General features: G+C 56.5%; 11 protein-coding genes. 6 read left to right on the top strand and 5 right to left on the bottom strand.

The genetic code is table 11. The features are described from left to right. Positions 1-44: 44 nt before the first annotated feature. A complete protein-coding gene (locus tag Poly41_RS20215; protein WP_146528535.1) occupies positions 45-2,090 on the bottom strand; it encodes a M13 family metallopeptidase in 2,046 nt (681 codons plus the stop codon). A gap of 325 nt (positions 2,091-2,415) precedes the next feature. Between Poly41_RS20215 and recG the strand changes: the two genes are divergently transcribed. Beyond that, a complete protein-coding gene (gene recG, locus Poly41_RS20210) occupies positions 2,416-4,575 on the top strand; it encodes an ATP-dependent DNA helicase RecG (protein WP_146528534.1) in 2,160 nt (719 codons plus the stop codon). 87 nt (positions 4,576-4,662) lie between these two features. After that, entirely contained in the window at positions 4,663-5,658 is a 996-nt protein-coding gene (locus Poly41_RS20205) for an adenosine kinase (RefSeq protein ID WP_146528533.1), read from the top strand. A gap of 46 nt (positions 5,659-5,704) precedes the next feature. On the opposite strand, the gene Poly41_RS20200 is transcribed toward Poly41_RS20205, so the two are convergent. Then, positions 5,705-6,037 carry a hypothetical protein gene (locus tag Poly41_RS20200; protein WP_146528532.1) on the bottom strand — a complete coding sequence of 111 codons (333 nt, stop codon included), beginning with the start codon at positions 6,035-6,037 and terminating at the stop codon, positions 5,705-5,707. Between the two features lie 386 nt (positions 6,038-6,423). After that, positions 6,424-8,199, bottom strand: coding sequence for a biosynthetic-type acetolactate synthase large subunit (ilvB, locus tag Poly41_RS20195; RefSeq protein ID WP_231615801.1), 1,776 nt, complete (start codon positions 8,197-8,199; stop codon positions 6,424-6,426). Between the two features lie 313 nt (positions 8,200-8,512). On the opposite strand from ilvB, the gene Poly41_RS20190 reads away from it, so the two are divergent. The 4 genes from Poly41_RS20190 to Poly41_RS20165 all read left to right on the top strand — a co-directional run bounded on the left by Poly41_RS20190 (position 8,513) and on the right by Poly41_RS20165 (position 14,365). Then, the gene (locus tag Poly41_RS20190; protein WP_146528531.1) at positions 8,513-8,902 is read left to right on the top strand and encodes a fluoride efflux transporter FluC; all 390 of its coding nucleotides are present in this window, start codon (positions 8,513-8,515) and stop codon (positions 8,900-8,902) included. A 3-nt stretch (positions 8,903-8,905) separates the two neighbouring features. Further along, positions 8,906-11,527, top strand: coding sequence for a hypothetical protein (locus tag Poly41_RS34215; RefSeq protein ID WP_197231476.1), 2,622 nt, complete (start codon positions 8,906-8,908; stop codon positions 11,525-11,527). A 50-nt stretch (positions 11,528-11,577) separates the two neighbouring features. Next, a complete protein-coding gene (locus Poly41_RS20170; protein ID WP_146528528.1) occupies positions 11,578-12,684 on the top strand; it encodes a hypothetical protein in 1,107 nt (368 codons plus the stop codon). Between the two features lie 412 nt (positions 12,685-13,096). Then, positions 13,097-14,365 (top strand): Kelch repeat-containing protein, encoded by a 1,269-nt coding sequence (locus Poly41_RS20165; protein WP_146528527.1) that lies wholly within the window; start codon positions 13,097-13,099, stop codon positions 14,363-14,365. Between the two features lie 123 nt (positions 14,366-14,488). Here the strand turns inward: Poly41_RS20165 and Poly41_RS20160 are convergent, their stop codons facing one another. Both Poly41_RS20160 and Poly41_RS20155 read right to left on the bottom strand, forming a co-directional pair. Further along, positions 14,489-15,400 carry an aldo/keto reductase gene (locus tag Poly41_RS20160; protein ID WP_146528526.1) on the bottom strand — a complete coding sequence of 304 codons (912 nt, stop codon included), beginning with the start codon at positions 15,398-15,400 and terminating at the stop codon, positions 14,489-14,491. A 114-nt stretch (positions 15,401-15,514) separates the two neighbouring features. Then, positions 15,515-15,934, bottom strand: coding sequence for an RNA recognition motif domain-containing protein (locus Poly41_RS20155; RefSeq protein ID WP_146528525.1), 420 nt, complete (start codon positions 15,932-15,934; stop codon positions 15,515-15,517). Between the last annotated feature and the right edge of the window lie 394 nt (positions 15,935-16,328).

The following is a 16,328-nucleotide window of genomic DNA, read 5'->3' as shown; positions in this document are numbered from 1 at the left end:
CATGAACTGGCCCCGCATCAGCGACGGCCTCACTTCTGCCTCGTCTACCAGATCCGAACACGCTGCTTGGGCGCTAGGAAAAGCGGATCGTTTGGTTTGATATCAAATGCGTCATACCAGGCATCCATATTGCGAACGATGCCATTCACGCGATACTCGCTCGGGCTGTGCGGGTCGGTGATCAATCGCTTAAGCAGCTCCTGTTCGCGATACAATCTTCGCCAAATTTGTGCCCACCCCAAAAAGAACCGTTGGTCGCCGTTCAGCCCGTCGATCACCGGGGCTTCCTTCCCCTCGAGCGACAAACGGTACGCTTCGTATGCGAGGCTTAGGCCACCGAGATCGCCGATGTTCTCGCCAAGGGTGAGGTCGCCATTGACGTAATTACCGGCAACCGGTTCATACTGGCTGTACTGCTCCGACAAGATTGCTGCTCGCCGTTCGAATTCCTCGCGGTCCGTTGGCGTCCACCATGACCGCAAGTTGCCATGTCCATCGTATTTGCTGCCCTTGTCGTCAAAGCCGTGACTCAATTCATGGCCAATCACTGCGCCGATCGCTCCATAGTTGACGGCATCGTCAGCCGCGAGATTGAAAAACGGAGGCTGCAGGATTGCAGCAGGAAACACGATCTCGTTCATCGTCGGATTGTAATACGCGTTGATCGTTTGAGGGGTCATGTGCCACTCGTTTCGATCAATCGGCCCCCCCAATTTTGCAAGGTCGCGTTGGTCCTCAAATTGAGCGGATGCGATCAAGTTCCCCGCCAGATGATTGGGGTCGATGCTGAGCTTTGAATAGTCCTTCCACTGGTCCGGATACCCAATCTTTGTCGTGAACAGATTCAATTTCTCGAGTGCTTGCTTCTTGGTTCCCTGGCTCATCCAATCGCGTGAATCGATTCGCTTCGCGAACGCGCGTTTCAAGTTTTCGACCAGCTCATTCATTCGCTTTTTTGCCACGGGTTTAAAATGCCGTTCCACGTAGACTTGTCCGACCAATTCTCCTAACACGCTGCTGGTCGTGTTGACGGCGCGCTTCCAAAGGGGTTCTTGCTCACTGATCCCACTGATTGCGGTGCCGTGGAAATCAAAGCTGCGCTGCTCCAGCGATTCGGTTAGCGATGACGCATAGGCATCGATGACGTGAAAACGCAGGTAGGACTTCCATGCCGCGACATCGGTCGATTCGAATAGTTTTGCCAATGCATCGATGTAAGTTGGCTGACGGACAACGAATTGTGTCTGAGCGTTCAGCCCTGCCGCATCGGCATAGCTGAGCCAATCGAATTGGCCAAACTTCTCTTTGAGATCGTCGGTTGTGTAGGCGTTGTAGGTTTTTTCCGGATCACGGTTCTCGGTCTTGCTCCAATGAGCTTTCGCGATTTGCTGTTCGATCGACGCAATTGCTTCAACCGCCTTCGCATCGACAGCACCCAAGTTGCCGAGCAGGTCCGCGATGAAGGTTTGCAGTTGCTCACGAAGCTCGACATAACGAGCCTCCTCGTCGAGATAGTAATCGCGGTCGGGTAACGTCAATCCGGACTGCGTTAGATAGACGGTGTATTGATCACTGTCCTTGGCATCGACGCCAACATAGGCAGCCATTGGGCCATACACACCACTGCGACTGAGTTTGCCGAGCACACGAGCAACGTCGGACTTCGTTTCAATCGCACTGATTTCGTTCAACAGCCCTTCGATCGGCTTGATGCCGGCCGCGTTCCTTGCGTCGGTGTTCATGACACTGCGGTACAGGTCGCCCACTTTTTGTGCTGCGGAGCCCGGTTGGTTCTCTTTTGCGGCCGCTTCCTCAATCAATTCGCGAACCTGCTCTCGCGTTGTATCGTTGAGAATCGTGAAGATGCCGTAATCCGATTTGTCTGCGGGAATGGGGGTACTTTCGAGCCACTTCTGGTTAGCATACTCGTAGAAGTTGTCGCCCGGATGAACTTGGTCGCTAAACAACGACCGGTCAATTCCGGACGCTTTCGATGCAGCCGTATCTTGAGCACAGGCCAATTGGGAGCCCCAAAACGAGCCGATCAATGCGGTCAAGATCCAAAAGGGGGTTGCTGCGAAACGTCGCATAGGTCGCTCTCTCCGGCAATCGTGTTTTGTTCAGACGTGAATGAGAGACCGATTGTAGGCAAGTTCGACTGAATGTCACTCCCCGGCCGGTTCTTGGCCATCGTCCGGCTCCAAGCGATCCCCGCGCGCATCCGCGCCCCCAAAAGCCTTGGAGCGGATGACACGGCCAACAGCGGACGATAGACTGACGTCCGGCACGACCACCCGAAACGTAAGTCCTGCTCGACCAACCGGCAATGCCATTCGTTCCTGACACCCTGTTCAGCTCGCACGTCCGTCTTGAAAATGCTTTAGCCCCACCCCATGCGGCTGTCGCTGAATCAGAATGGAAGAAAACTCGAAACCACCCGTTCGCATGTCCACGCCCCTTCCGTTCTTGTCGGGCATGGGAAACGTCCGCGCGAACCGACTCGCGAAATTGGGACTAAGAACGGCTCAGGACGTCGCGTTTTTCTTTCCTCGTGATTACGAGCGACCGGCGCCACCCAGACCGGTTGGCGAACTACGAGAGGGTGAACCAGCGTCGCTGATCGGAAAGATTACCGATGTCGAACTCGCATCGCGATCACCTGGAAAGTCGGTTTTCGGTGCCATTGTTGAAAACGAAACCGGGGCCGTGCGCATCCTCTTCTTTAACCAACCCTATCGAGCCGAACAGCTGCGGGTTGACCAAAAGGTGATGATCTCGGGCACGCCCAAGTTGACGGGATTGCGAATGGAATTTGTGCATCCTCAAATCACGTTGTTTGACAGCGACGAGGATATTGCCAAACCCAAAATGTTAGCGCTCTACTCGCTAACCGAAGGCGTTCGCCAAAAGGACTTGCGAGTTTTGGTCGCGGATGTGCTCGAGGCAGTGGCAGGCCAGTTTGTCGAGGTGATGCCGCTCTCGTTGCGTGAATCCTCGGCCCAGCAGCTGCGAGAAGCCGGAATCGAACTTGCGGGGACTCTCCCCGAAATCGAAACCGCTCTGCAACAGATTCATCAACCAACCAACGAAGCTTCGATGCAAGCCGCGCGAACACGCTTGGTCTTCCAAGAGTTGCTGGTGATGCAACTCGCATTGGCGATGAGACGGAGAAAACTGACGAGCGATTTGAAGTCACCACCGCTCACCCCCAGCGCAATGATTGACGCACGCATTTTGAACCGGTTTCCGTTCGAATTGACAAGTGACCAGCTGCGAGCCATCCAGGAGATCAAAGGGGACATGTCGTGCCAGTTCCCGATGAACCGATTGCTGCAAGGCGATGTCGGCAGTGGAAAAACCGTCGTCGCCGTGTATGCCATGATGCTCGCGGTGGCCAACGAGCATCAGGCGGTGATGATGGCACCGACCGAGGTACTCGCTCGGCAGCACTTTGACACCTTGAACAAGATCCTCGCAGGAAGTCGCGTACGAATTGGGTTGCTATGCGGATCATTGACCAAGTCGCAACGGTCCAAGACGATCCGTCAAGCTGCGGCAGGAGAAATCGACATCCTTGTCGGCACGCAGGCGTTGCTGTACGGAGACATCCAATTCAACAAGCTCGGGTTGTGCGTGATCGATGAACAACACAAATTCGGAGTAGGACAACGAGTTGCACTTCGAAGCGGCGGAGTGGACCCGCATTACCTGGTCATGTCAGCGACACCGATTCCACGATCGATGGCGATGACGTTGTTCGGTGATGTGGAATTGAGCACGCTCCGCGAAAAGCCACCGGGCCGAGCGACCGTGAACACCTATTTGGCCCACGATGGTTGGAAAGACCGGTGGTGGTCGTTTGTACGAGATCGGTTACAGGAAGGCCGTCAAGCCTTCGTGGTGGCACCTCGAGTGTTGTCATCGAACGACGCCGAGGAGGAAAAGGGTGAGGAAGCAAGCGAAGATGTCTCGTCGGTCGAAACGGTGTACCAAGATCTCTGCGAGAAAACGCTGCCAGATTTTCGGATTGGGTTGCTGCACGGACGAATGCGATCGGAGGACAAGCTACAAACAATGAGGGCGTTTTCCGAAGGACGCTTTGATGTCCTGGTCAGCACCACCGTGATCGAGGTCGGAATCGATGTCCCCAATGCCACCGTGATGACGATTTTTGGCGCTGAACGGTTTGGATTGGCCCAATTGCATCAACTACGAGGCCGTATCTCGCGAGGCTCGCACGCTGGTCACCTCTGCCTGTTTACCGACGGTGATTTACCACCGACGGAAAACGAACGATTGAAGCTGCTTGAGGAAACCGAAGACGGGTTCGCGTTGGCGGAAGCCGATTTTCGATTGCGAGGTCCAGGCGATCTGTTGGGACGCAAACAGAGCGGATTGGCACCGCTGCGAATCGCCGATCCTAGCCGCGACCTCGAGATCCTGATCGTAGCTCGCGCGATGGCACAATCCATGATTGACGAGAATCCGGAACTTGACTCACCCGAGCTGGAACGCTTGAAGGCCCAAGTGATGCGGCGATACGGCAAGCGACTGGACTTGGGCGACGTCGCTTGACCGCTTAACGCGACAAGGTTTTCCCATTATCCTCTGTCCATCACTTACCCTTTCTCTTTTGTCTCTTTCTCAAAGGTAGCGAATCGAATGGCGTCTTACGATGTGCTTGGTGTGGGCAACGCGTTGATGGACATCCAAGCGAGAGTTCAAGACGCAATGCTAGGCGAGCTTGGATTCGAAAAGGGAATCATGACCCTCGTTGATGATGAAAAGCAAGGTGCCGTGCTGCATCGACTCAACGGTCAGCCACTGAATTGTTGCGCTGGAGGGTCCGCCGCCAATACGATCGTGGCCCTTGCCGAATTCGGAGGCTCCGCTGCATTCATTGGCAAGATTGGCCGCGACGAGGTGGGAGAGTCCTTCTTGAAAGACATGCGCGACCTTGGAGTCAAAATCGATGTCGATCCAACCGACCGTTTTCGTACCGGAACCTGCGCCGTTCTGATCACCGAAGATGCGCAGCGAACGATGCTCACCAATCTCGGGGCCTCGGCCATGCTCGAGGAATCGGACATCGATGAAGAATTGATCAAAGCGTCCCAGTACGTCTATATCGAAGGCTACCTTTTGACCGGCGAAAAGACCAAAGCCGCAGCCTATCGGGCGATGGAACTGGCCAAGAGCAATGGCATTAAGGTCGCATTTACCGCTTCGGACCCGTTTTTGGTGAACCTGATTCGCGACGAGATATGGGATCTGATCACGGGCCCGGTCGACCTTTTCTTCTGTAACGAAGAGGAAGCCAAGAGCCTAACCGGTGAAAAAGACCCCATCGCCTGTGCCGCGACCATTCACGATCATGCCGAGAACGTTGCCTTAACGTTGGGCCCGAAGGGATCGATCGTCATGCACGGTGGCGAAGCGTTCCCAATCGAAGGAGTCAAGACGCAGGCGATCGACACCACCGGAGCCGGCGACATGTACGCCGGTGCCCTGTTGTACGGGATCACCAACGGGATGGATTGGCGTCAGGCCGGTCATCTCGCATCCCAAGCCTCCGCTCGCGTGGTGTCGCAGCTCGGAGCACGATTGGAAAAAAAGTTCACGCCCGAAGAGATCGAAAACCTTAGCCGGTTAGGCTAAGGCTTTCTCTCAAACGACGTCGCCACCCGAAAGCGTCTCTCGGCCATTAGAAACCGATAGAAAACGAGATGCCACTACGACCATAACCAGGGTAGCCGAAGCTGCCACCGTAGTACGATCGATAGGGGGCAACATAAGGCGAACCATAGCCGTAGCCTCGGTAGCTCGAATGCCCTCGGTAGCTATGGTGAACAGGCACGCGGTAGCCACTGCGATAACCGCTAGGGTGCACGCCATGACCGTAGAGGCCAGCACGATAGCTGCTGTGATACGAGGATGAATAGCGAGGCCCATAGCAACCGTGGTCAGCCTTCGCTTCGCTTCCGATCGCTAGGGATGCGACGACAACGGCCGCGGAGAGTACAAGTTTCTTAATCATTTGTTGGGGTCCTGAAATCAGAGAGAGGGTCTGCAAACCGTCACGGGACACGCTCGGTCCTAACGCAACAAGTCTGCCTTTCCCTAACCGCATCAATCGTACCGAGATCGAAGACAATCCGATAAGACAATCGTAACTCATTACCAAACAAAGGTTTACGGCTGAAGTTGGACATTGGAAGCAGCACCAACACAAGCCGCAGGCGCCGTCATTCCGATGACACACCAAGCGCATTTTGAGAGTTTCCACAGTTCAGCGATACAGTTCAGCGATACAGTTCAGCGATACGGTTCAGCGATATCGCGACAGCGTTTACGGAGGCAGGGCGGTGTATCGCGGGACGGCTACCTCGGCGGCATGCAGGTCGGCCCCAGCGCACGGAGCGGTTACTCCAAAATGATATCGTCCACGGTCATTCCGCCGGGGATCATGGGCAGCACGTGTTCTTGATAGGGAACCTGGACATCCAGCAGGAAGGGCCCTTTGTGCTCGATCATTTCACGTAGCGCTGCTTCGAGGTCCGCCTTTTTACGAACGGTCGCTGCACCACATCCATAGCCTTTGGCAATTTGGACGAAATCGGGATAGCGGTCCTCCGCGTACGTAAATCGTTCTGCGGTACTTTGGCCGGCGGCTTCTTCGTGGCGGATCGGCCCCAAGTAGGTGTGGGCACGGTTGCGTTCCATAAACCGATCTTCCCACTGAACCACCATGCCAAGGTGCTGGTTGTTGAGCAGCAGAACCTTGACCGGCAATTCCTCGCAGTAGCAGGTCGCCAACTCTTGGATGTTCATCTGGAAACTGCCGTCCCCATCGATGTCGATCACGAGGGAATTGGGGTGGGCAGCCTGGACTCCCATTGCGGCCGGCAGTCCAAATCCCATGGTGCCAAGCCCACTGCTGCTATGCCAGGTCCGCGGACGGCGGAACTCAAAAAACTGGGCGGCCCACATTTGATGCTGGCCGACGCCGACCGACACGTAGGTATCCATTTTTGACGTCATGTCACTCAACGTCTTAATTGCATGCTGTTGCAAAATCCCGTCAAAGTTCTCGTCGTAGCGGAACGGATGCTCGGCCTTGATCTTGTCACAATGGGCTTGCCACTCGGAGATCTCGGGTTTTTGGACCACCTTATTCAGTTCCGTCAGCACTTGTTTGACGTCGCCGCGGACAGCAATGTGGGCTTGTTTGTTCTTGTTCAGTTCGGAAGCGTCGATGTCGACGTGGATGATCTTGGCATCTTTTGCAAAGGCTTCGACTTTCCCGGTCACACGATCGTCGAAACGAACCCCCAACGCGATCAACAAATCGCAATCGCGAACGGCATAGTTGGCATACGCGGCCCCGTGCATTCCGAGCCATGACATGTAATGATCGTCTTCGGGTGGGATCGCTCCGAGCCCCATCAGCGTCGTGGTAGCCGGAATCCCCGTTTTACGAATAAATTCACGCAGATCTTCACTGGCGCCCCCGATAATGATGCCACCACCGGCGTAGATCATCGGTCGCCGAGCCAATTTAATGGCTGCGGCAATTTGACGAAGGGTTTCGCCTGGCACGACCGGGGGCTCTGGATCGTAGCCGGGCAAATTCATCGGCGGATCCATGTCGATTTCATACGTGCTGAGCTGGACGTCTTTTGGCATGTCGACCAAAACCGGTCCTGGCCGACCGCTGGTCGCAATGTAGAACGCCTCTTTCATGATTCGCGGCAAATCAGCGATATCGGTGACCAAGTAATGGTGTTTGGTGATGCCGCGACAAATCTCGACCATAGGCGTTTCCTGGAACGCATCGGAACCGATCGCCCCGGTTGGCACTTGACCGGTGATACACAACATCGGGACGCTATCGAGTTTTGCATCGGCAATCGCCGTCACCAAGTTGGTCGCCCCTGGCCCGCTGGTGGCCATCACCACGCCCACCTGGCCGGTGCTACGAGCGTATCCCTGAGCCGCGAAACCGCCTCCCTGCTCGTGTCGAGGCAAAATCGTTCGAATCGACTCACCGAACCGCGTCAACGCCTGGTGCATCGGCATACTGCATCCACCTGGGTAGGCGAAAAGGACGTCGACGCCATGATCCACTAACGATTTGACCAGGATATCGGCTCCGGTCATCACTTGCGTTTCTTTGGCGGCAGCTTTAGCAGTACTCATCGGTTCAGTTAACACACAATAAAAAGAGAGGAAAGGTGGATATCAAGCAAAACGTCGCAACGATCTCGTAGACACGCTCGAAGGGGCGTAAGGGTAGCAAACCAAAGGTAATCTCTGGTCTTTTGTCGCGGAAAAGTTTACAGGGGCCAATGCCAAGGGAACTGCCCTCGGCAGCCAAATTTAGCGTTTTTTCCCTTCCCGCAACAGGAAGTTTCGAAAATTGACGTTTACGCCGCCAGCCAAAAGACCGACGCTACGCGTCTAACGTAAGTTGGCACCTCGACTTAGGCAATGGTTCATTCGGTTTCAGACAATGACAACTTGGTCCAATCTCGTAGCCGTAGCGGCTGGAGGAGCATGTGGAGCGGTCGCCCGATATGGGATCACCTTGACGGCCATCGCGATCCCCGGCAGCAGTGCGATGGTAGGCACGACGATCGCCAACGTGATCGGATGCGCCGCAATCGGCGGTTTAGCGGAATACTGCGCCGCATCCGCTGCGATTTCCCCCGCGGCATTGCTGGGCCTTCGGGTCGGTTTTCTCGGCGCGTTGACCACATTTTCTACGTTCGCTGCCGAATCGATCTTTCTGGCCGACGAACAACGATGGCTGGCCGCATCGGTCTATGTCGCCGCGAATCTTTTTCTCGGATGGGCCGCTCTGCTGGGAACTTTGGTACTGGTCAAAGGATGGATGGCTTAAGCAATGAAACCGACACGTCTCCGAAGCAAAACCAAGGCGAGGTTCTGCCTGATCGCCGTTTGGCTTACCACGGCTTGGCTTACCGCGGCTTGCCTTTCGCCCAATTTGGCCGCCCAATCCGCCATGCAATCCGCCGCCTCGTACACCCCGAGCCAGCGGCTCCGCGAAGACGCATCGCTGCAGGCGATTGGTTTTAGCCCAAACGGCCAACTTGGATTGGCGGTTGGCGACCATGGCGTCTTGTTGCGATCCGAGGACGCCGGGACTTCCTGGCAACAACAATCCAGCAGCGTGGCTTGTGGGTTGAACGATGTGATTTGGATCAATGATACCCAAGCGGTTGCCGTGGGGGGGCAATACGACCGAATCACCCAAATCAGCCGAGCGGTCGTCATTTGGTCCGACGATGGTGGCAAACGATGGCAGCGAGGCAGCGACAAGGAACTACCGCGACTGGCCACGTTGAGCCGGCGCAAACAAGACAACGCCGTGGTGGCCATCGGCGATTGGTCCTCGGCCGCAGAATCTCGCGAGTTCGAAAGTCACGACGGTGGACGATCGTGGACCAGCACGGGTGAATTGGACGGCCCGTCTGAGTTGCCTCGCGAGGCGGATTCGGCAGTCCGATTGGCATGGGTCCAAGCCACGGGTGCGTCAACCGTGGTTCGTGACGTTGCTGACGTCCAACAAGGTTCCGGTGCAAGCACTTGGTTCGCAGTCGGCGATCACGGTGTGATTCTTCGCAGCGAGCGTCCATCTGGAAACTGGGAAGCCATCCGTGGAAGCCAACGACGCACGGCCGTCTTGATCATCGCCCGCAACGCCGCCACGGTTCCGTGGCCCTTGATAGGATCCGAAGCATTGGCAAGCGGACAACGGATCAGTGTGCTGCTGCGAGACGCCAAATCGAGTGGCGAATTGGAACTGGCCCGTCAGGCTGCTGCGGCGCTCGGCGCTGCAGCCGTGGATGCGATCCATCCTGCCGATGCGGCGGGCCATGCGATTGCCGTGGAAGCAAAGAACTGGATCTCCATTCATCGGCCCAGCGTCGTTGTTGTCGATCAGTCGCTCGACAGCGGCACTCGTGACGCCTTCACCCAACTTGCGGTCGCAGCGGGAATTGGCCGCGTAATCCGTTACAGCTGGCAAAGCGGGGGCGACCGTACGCTTCATCCGAACGCCCTGATGCCTCTTGTCGGAGCCGTGGCGAACGATTTATGGGAGGATTCACTTCAGTACGTCGCGCCCGAAACCTCCTCCGAGGCGATGATTTCCATGAAGTATTTCTACGACATGGCGGACCGTTCTCGTCGTGGTGATTCGGTCACCGCGGGTCTTCCGATGGATCCAGGACAAAAACTCGCATTGGAGCAGCAACGGGCGAATCGGCGTGAGTTGCAGGTGGTTCAGGCTCGCTTGAGCGAATCGAGGCGAGTCGAACAATTGATTCGCCACAGCTCCTCAGCCGATGCATTCGCGAAGTCGCTGAAGACACTACTCGATCAAACGGCGACTCAAGACCAGTTGCGATTGGCATGGTCCATCCATAAGAAACTTGATCATTTCGATTCAAAGACCCTCCCGCTGGCCATTTCCTTTCAAGAGCAGTTGCTGCGGCACTGCGTCGATCGATTCGCCGACCATTCGTTTGGAAAATGGTCCGGTCTACGGCTCGATGCCATGCTCAACAGTCGCGAGTGGCAAAAATTGCGCAGCGTGATCGCGATGTCCGCAGCGGTCGCCGGTCAATCGACCACAGAGCCAACGATCCAGCAGGTCGCGGTATCACCCTTCCAAATCGAGGCAAACCGTGTGACGCAAGCGTCAGGAATCAGCCCCTTGCAGGTGGCCGTGGCCAACCCAACGCCGCTCGGCAAACAAGGGGCCACTTCCAATCGAACCCGTGAAGTGGATTTGGCATGGGAATTTCACCCGCTTGTCTTGATTGCGGGTGAAGCTTCACGCCAACGAGGTGATGCGGATTCGTTGGAAGTCGTGAGCCCCGAATCGGGAAACTACCGCCGATTGGTAAACACGCCGTCCTCGAACGATTGGACCCCCTTGCTTCAAGACAACCCGTCGGCCAGTGTGGTCGCAGCCCAAGCGACCGAGCGTCCTAAGCTGGACGGTTCGAACGACGAACCGTTCTGGCAATCGACGGGCCGAGCGGTCGACGGCGCCGCACCCTTTCAAATGGGTTACGACGATCAGTTTGTCTATCTGTTCGTTCGCTGCGAGAAAACGTTGCTTCAACACGACCCAACGGAGATGGAATCCAAAACGAATCGGGACCATGACCTCAGTCAATCCGATCGACTGCACATTCTCGTAGACACCGATCTCGACTTGCTAACCGCATTTGAGCTGGAAACCACAACCTCGGGCAAGACGCATGATGCAGTCGACGGCCACACCGAGTGGCAACCGACGTGGTACGTCGCGACAAAGGAGACGGAACAGACGATCGATTTCGAGCTTGCGATTCTTCGACGCGACTTGTCGGCTTTGCCCATCCACGCCAACCAAAGCTGGTTCGTCTCGGCACGAGTCGAATCAGCGGGAACCCCAACGACGAGATCACCGATTCCCAACCCGCGGCTATGGCAACGTGTATCGTTCCGCTAAATTTTGGTCGGAAGCCGACCCGTCGCGACGAGAAGCGTTTAGGAATCGAAATGAGTCAAACGACACCTCCCACCTCCAACCAGCACGACGGAGTGACCGTGCACACCGGCCATGATTTGGAGGTCGGGATTCTCAGCCGGGTGCGCGAATGGGTTGACCTGTTCGGCTGGTTGCGTTTGGTGCGGACGCTGCGGTTTGCCGGTTCGCCAACGATGGTGAGTCTGAGCGTCTTGACGTTGATGGTTTGGTGGCTTGGGCCGTACTGCGTTTCGCACGAACGGTTGCAATTGGCTGCCATTGATGGAAGTGCCACATCCCTGATGCATGCCTCCAACGACTCGCTCACCCAACTGACGGGATATTTTCGCGGGATCAATGCGACCACCTTGTTCCATCCGGGGCTGGCAGACCGAAGTCTGTTGGCATGTGGTGGTTCCATCCTCTGGACGCTGCTCGTTTGGGCTCCAGCAGCCCTCGTGTTCGCCCGCCAAGGAGCCTTGTTGACGGCAGGCCGTAGCATGATGCCCATCGCGGAAGCATCTCGAATGGCGGTCAAGAGATCCCCGTCGGCTTGGATTGCGGCACTTGTTCCGTTCGCATGTGTGTTGATGATGGCCGTGATGATCTTCGCCGTCGCCTGGGGCACTCGATTGGCCCCCGAGAGTCTCGCGGTTCAAATCCCCGGAGCAATCTTCATTGCGCTACTCAGCATCCCCTGCGGTCTTTTGGCTTTCGGAGCCAACGTCGCGGTCCCGCTCGCTTGGTCCGCCTTGTCAAATGAAAAAGACCCCGATTCGCTCGACTCGCTAAGCCGAGGGTACGAGTACCTTTACCGCAGACCTCTGCACTTGCTGATCCACTTGGCCGTTGCCTGGGTGCTGCTGATGGTCGTCGCGTTGTTGGCGACCACCGTTGCATTGACTGCCGCATTGATTTCGTGGACGGTTCTTGATTTGGCGGCCGCGCCGGCTGAACTATCTGGCTGGGTTGGCCAAATTCTATCCATCCTCCCGATCGCGAGCTGTTTCGCCTTTGCCTGGGCACTCATTGGAGGCGTCTATTTGCTGATGCGACACGAAGCCGGGGGGCAACAAGTCGAAGATCTATGGATTCCCGATCCCAAAGCGGCGGCCGAGTTGCCGCAACTAAATAGGTAATCGAGCATTTTCGCCCTTCCTGCCTTCCACTTAGCAAATCGGGGGCGGGGCATCCCCTTTCCGCGACCTCAATCGTTGCCGGGTCGCTGTCACTACGTTAGCATCGATTGGCAATCGCTCGTATTCCGACTCAGCTTGAATTGCGAGTAGGCGTTCGGAGTAGGGCCGGTTCCCGCCGGCCAAATCGCTTGAGAGTGTGGCCGGTAGGAAGCGGCCCTTCCCGAACATTGAGCTGCGGCGGAATACGAGTGGACTGTCAAGTATAAAACTGCGAGTTGGGACGTAGTGGACTTCGCCAGAAGTCTCCAAGACTATTTGAGTTACGGATTTCTGGCGAAATCCACTACCCTAAGATTTAGTGCTGACAGCCCACCAGCAAACACTCTTCACCCCCCGGAACCCTGTTGCATCCATGTTCACCCAAACGACTCAAAATCAGTCATCGGACGAGTCCCTATCCTCTTGCCATGATGATGTCCCCGAGCGGCGGCTCGCTCGCTGCGGCCGTGCCGCCCTACATCAGTTATCGGCGAAATGGAGATTAATTCAACACGATTCTAGCGACCAACGGGAGCGGGCCAACGCCACTCCGAGCGGCAGCTCGCTTCGCTGCGGCCGTGCCGCCCTACGATTTTCTCGGCCCCTTGTATCGGTCGTCTGTCTCTTCGTGTTCGGTTTCACTGTGTCGACCTGGGATCGCCGAACGCTCGCAAACGACGACGCGGTTGTGGATGCCAATTCGGCCGTTTCAACAGGACGCTGGCAGACATTGGAAACCAAGGGTAAACCCACGGCACGTCATGAAACAACCTTTGTCAATCACGACGGCAAGTTCTACTTGATTGGTGGACGAGAATCACGCCAAATCGATCGTTTCGATCCTGACAGCAGCGTTTGGGATACGATGAGCGTCACGACGCCATTGATTCACCATTTTCAAAGCGTCGTCTGGAACAACAAAATCTACATCGTCGGTGCAATGACCGGGAAATACCCCAAAGAACCACCGATGGAAAACGTGCAAATCTACGATCCGATTTCAGACGCTTGGACGATTGGGGATCCCATCCCTGAAGATCGACGCCGCGGTGGTGCGGGTACCGCCATCTATAACGGCAAGATCTACATGGCCTGCGGAATCACCTTGGGCCACACCAGCGGCACGAACAACTGGTTTGACGAGTACGACCCCGCCACCGGGCAATGGAAGCGATTGCCCGACGCGCCGCACATTCGTGACCACTTTCATGCGGTCGTTGTCGGTGACAAGTTCTATTGCATCGGCGGCCGCAACACCAGTTTGCACACGCCGCAGTTCGGTGCGTTTTTTGGAGCCACCGAAACCGCCGTCGACGTTTACGATTTTCAATCGGGGACCTGGTCGACGCTTGAAGACGCACCGTTGCCGATCGGCACCGCGGCCGGCGGGGTGGTCGCGATCGCGGGTAAGATCATCTACTTTGGCGGCGAAACCGCAGAAACCGCTGTCGCGAACAGCTGGATGCTCGACCCTGAAACAGCAAGCTGGACGCGATTGGCAAACATGCAACAAGGACGCCACGGCAGCCAAGCGGTGGTGCATAACGGGCGTATCTACATCGCATGCGGAAGCCCAAAACGTGGCGGTGGGACGTTGAGCGGCGTCGAGGTCTTTTCCCCATCCAGCGAATCGAAAAAGTGAATCGGTCGGTATGGAACCTACGGACAACCGATGTCGTCGTGCAGGCTGCGAGCTGCAACACGAGACTAGCGGTGCGTCACGGCTAAGAACTGGGGTACGGTAAGAGCTCTTTTGCCTCTCGCCTTAGAAGCCATGCTGTGCGATCCGCGAATCGATTTGGGCGACGGTCGCCGACGAGAGCCGCATTGCGCCACACGTCTCCTCGATTTGTTCGGGACGATGGGCTCCGACCAGCGCCGCCGTGATTCCCGGCTGTGAAAGGGTCCAACTGATCGACAACTGGGCGATCGTCAAACCCAGCTGGTCCGCAATCGGCTGGATCGCGTCCAGAAAATCATGAGTACGCCGACGGGTATCGCCCTGAAAGACCGCATACTTGGGACGACTGTCGCCTTCAGCAAATTGATGGTCGCGCGTGATCTTGCCAGCCAACAAGCCTTTCATCAACGTCCAGTAAACGTAGACGTCCGTTTGGTCGGCAAGACAATCGGGCACCAATTGCTCAAGTGCTTCACGTTGCAACATATTCAGCGGCGTTTGAATCGCGCGACAGGGAGCCGAAGCGACGAACTCACGTCGCTCCGATGCGGTCACGTTACAAACACCTATCTCCTGGCAAAGGCCTCGCTGCTTCAGCGCCACCAACGCCGCAGCCGATCGGGCGACATCCACGTTGGGATCCACCGCGTGAAGCATCAACAGGTCAAATCGCTCGATGCCAAGTCGTTGTAGGGATTCTTCCGCATCGGCCGTCAACTGCTCGGGCGATCCGTCGACCACCCTTTCGTGTGAAGCGGTCCAACGCTGGCCCACTTTGCCAATCACTTGGAACCGGTCACGATCACGCTGCAAAAACGGCCGAAGGAGTTTGTCGCTGTCACCTTCGTAGCCGTAGCTGTACGCGGTGTCAAAGGTGGTGACGCCTTTCTCAATCGCCTTGGCGATCGTTGCGTTCGCGTCGGTTGGCGTCACGCCAAGGGTGGTGACTCCGGCGATCGGCCAGAGCCCAAGCACGATGGGTTCGGAAGGTCTCATGGGGCGAATTGTGACGCACGCGGCAGTGGGGTTCAACCGCGTACGGCGCACGAAAAAAGGGAGTCGACGCAAGGCCGATTCCCTTTTCAACAATTTCATTCGTTTCGGTGAAACTTAGTAGCGATCGCCGCGGTCACGACCGCCGCCTCCGCCACCACCACCGTAGCCGCCGCGACCTCCGCCGCCGCCACCGCCACCGCCGTAGCCGCCGCGACCACCGCCGCCACCGCCACCGCCGTAGCCGCCGCGACCACCTCGGCCGCCGCCACCACCACCGCCACGCTCTTCGCGCGGTCGTGCTTCATTAACGGTCAAAGACCGTCCTTCGTGTTCAACTTCGTTCAATCCGGTAATCGCTGCCTGAGCTTCCGCATCGCTTCCCATTTCGACAAAACCGAAGCCTTTGCTTCGACCACTGTCGCGATCGGTAATAACCTGCGCACTCTCGACCGTGCCAAACTGAGCAAATAATTGCTCCAAATCTGAACTTGAGACGCCAAAGCTCAAGTTCCCACAATACAATTTCCTGCCCAACGCAAAACTCCTGTGCAAGGATGGACAACCCGCTTTCTTATCACGGGTCTACTAAAAATAGGTGCCTGCTTGGAAACTCACCAAACAGGACGGAGGGAAGCGGCGCGAGTCGGCCAGGAACGCTAGCGACGGATGCACAATCGACCAACCAAGCGAGAATCTTATACGAAATAGCCGGCTGTGAATAGGGATTCACCCACAATTGAGGTTCGAATCCAGGTTGTTAACACACACCCAAGGTTGCCTGTCCCTCCCAAAACTGCTGTCACCTCGATTGCCTGATCGCAGCCCCTACCGAGAATCACTTGCACAAATGCCTGATTTACCTAGAAAAACGCGATTCGCAGTAAAAATCTGGGTGAACGCGCTCCGCAATGATGCGATCCACGCGGTC

The organism is Novipirellula artificiosorum (assembly GCF_007860135.1).
GTDB lineage: Bacteria > Planctomycetota > Planctomycetia > Pirellulales > Pirellulaceae > Novipirellula_A > Novipirellula_A artificiosorum.
This window is presented reverse-complemented; position numbering and strand designations above follow the sequence as displayed.